Source organism: Actinocrinis sp., assembly GCF_035946395.1.
GTDB lineage: Bacteria > Actinomycetota > Actinomycetes > Streptomycetales > Catenulisporaceae > Actinocrinis.
In genome coordinates this window covers 1-1,988 of the sequence record NZ_DASYZI010000139.1, presented here as the reverse complement: position 1 = coordinate 1,988, position 1,988 = coordinate 1, and the positions used below count along the sequence as shown (strand labels likewise).

At 65.4% G+C, this 1,988-nt stretch carries 2 protein-coding genes and 1 pseudogene; 1 reads left to right on the top strand and 2 read right to left on the bottom strand.

Annotated features, from left to right (window positions below; all coding sequences use genetic code 11):
• Together VGS97_RS08660 and VGS97_RS08655 are read right to left on the bottom strand one after the other, a co-directional pair.
• Window positions 1–481: pseudogene (locus VGS97_RS08660) on the bottom strand (hypothetical protein); the annotation flags it as partial.
• Window positions 482–512: 31 nt separating this feature from the next.
• The gene (locus VGS97_RS08655) at window positions 513–1,106 is read right to left on the bottom strand and encodes a DUF1707 SHOCT-like domain-containing protein (RefSeq protein ID WP_326852759.1); all 594 of its coding nucleotides are present in this window, start codon (window positions 1,104–1,106) and stop codon (window positions 513–515) included.
• Window positions 1,107–1,388: 282 nt separating this feature from the next.
• Here VGS97_RS08655 and VGS97_RS08650 point away from each other — a divergent pair, with 282 nt between their 5' ends.
• Window positions 1,389–1,754 carry a hypothetical protein gene (locus VGS97_RS08650; protein WP_326852756.1) on the top strand — a complete coding sequence of 122 codons (366 nt, stop codon included), beginning with the start codon at window positions 1,389–1,391 and terminating at the stop codon, window positions 1,752–1,754.
• Window positions 1,755–1,988: the final 234 nt, after the last annotated feature.

Sequence of the window (1,988 nt, the reverse complement as noted above, 5' to 3'; positions counted from 1 at the left end):
GGTTCGAGACCGTCGGCGCGTTCTCGCCGTCCGGATATGCGGTCAGGTAGCCGCCGCCGGTGGCGTTCACGACGGTCAGGTTGAGCATCGCCGCACTGATGCCGGGAAATGCGGCACCGAGGTTCAGCCGCACGTTGCCGCTGGCCGGGATCGGCGACTTGGTCTTCCGGATGTCCAGCAGGCGCGTCTGAGCGACGGAGTGGTAGCTGGAAACGCCGTCCGGCGAGTAGCAGCCTTCGAGGTCGGCGACCAAATGCGTGGTGCCGGCGTTGACGTTGGCCAACTCGACGTATCCGTCCGTGCCGACTTGCACGATCACGGTGTTCGCGAGGGTTTGTCCGGCCGAGAAGCCGAGGTTTGAGGTGAGCGGCCGTGTACTGCCGTCCGGGTAGACGGTGATGTATCCGTTGTTGGTCGCCCTGGTCGCCCTGGTCGCCCTGGTCGCCCTGGTCGTCGTGACGTTCAAGGCCACCGCGGTCACGCCGGAGCCCGGCAGGCCGTCGATGCGGCTGCTATCGACGTGGGTGCCTGATTCTGATGTGGCCGGATCGCGGGTGGCCTATGAGTGTGAGTATCGGGGCGGCTGGGTCTGTCGGCGCGGTGGCCTTGTTGCTGATGTGCGAGGTGTTGGTGCTCGACCCGTCGATCCGTATCGTCCAGCCTCGCGGCACGATCAGTTTGATGTTTCCCAGTCCGCAGCTTGCCTCTACTGTGACGTCGGGATGCGCGCAGAGCGCCTCGGTGAAGTCGATCACGATGTTCACCAAGCCGCACTCGGCGACTATCTTGCGCGGAACGGTCCATCGGCCGTTCTGCTTGACGTCGCTCCCATGGGTCTTCAGTAGCATCGCTTCCGCGACGGGTGTGGCGAGTGGTCCGGGCGGCCGCTTGTCGGGAAGGTCGGCCAACAAGGCGTCGAGTTCGCGGTACGTCTTCGCCTGGTAGGCCCGTTCGAGTCTCTCCTCCAGTTCGGCGAGGTCGATGCGGCCCTCGCCTGCGGCGACCCGAAGCTTCTCAGCCACCTGCTCCCGCTCGGCGTCGCCTGCGCGGGCCTCCACGCCACTCGCTGACGCCGTCAGTTCGGGCCCCTGCTCCCCATCACTCATGGTGGGAATGTATCCGCACACGCGAGGCCGCACATCAGTGTGCAACGCTTCGGCGTCATGGTGCATTGAGTAGGTGTGAACTCACTCATGTGTGCTGCGAGCGGGGGGAGATCGGATGGTGGCCGGGACCGCCAGCGGCATCGTCGACTACTACCACACGATCACCGTCCTCGGCACCGATCGGGCGACCTGGACCACGCACGTGCTCGGATGACCCATTGCGCGCTCGCGGCTTCGGCTCGACTCTGTGTTCGTACTCCCATCAGCCGATCCGACGCGCACATGGAGGAACCAGTGGCCAAGGAGAAGTTCGAACTCGTCTTCCTGGGCGGCGGCGCCATGCTCAACGCGATCACCAACCGCCTGCGTCGCGCGCCGGCCACGCCGCGCGAGGAGGTCGGTGCCGCGATGTACGCTCTCGGCCGCACCTTCGAGGAGCGGCGCAACGTCCTGGAGCGCTCGGCACAGGCGGAAGCAGGCCGCGAACTTGCCGCGATCAGCTCCGAGCTGTGCGCCACCGTGCCGAGCCGTGGTGTCGTGGACGCGCACCTCGACGCTTTCGAACGCCTGGTGAGCGGTGCCGAGGAACTGCCCGAGGCGGTGGGCCGGCTGCGGGAGGCGGTCGCGGGCTGGCTCGACGGGGAGTGATCAATAGACGGTGACGCCCCGGCCTGGGTCAGGGCGTGGCGTCACCGTATTTGTGTCAAGATATGGCTTTATGTGTAGTGTTGATGTGTGGCGTTAGGGCTTGGAAATGAATGACACGCTCATTTGGGCGTTTCGGGCGCGGTGATGTCGTAGTTCCATTCGCCGTGGAACGCGTGGGGTGTGACGTGCTGTTTCATCAGCTGCTTCATCTCGCGGTCGGGGATCTTGATGCCG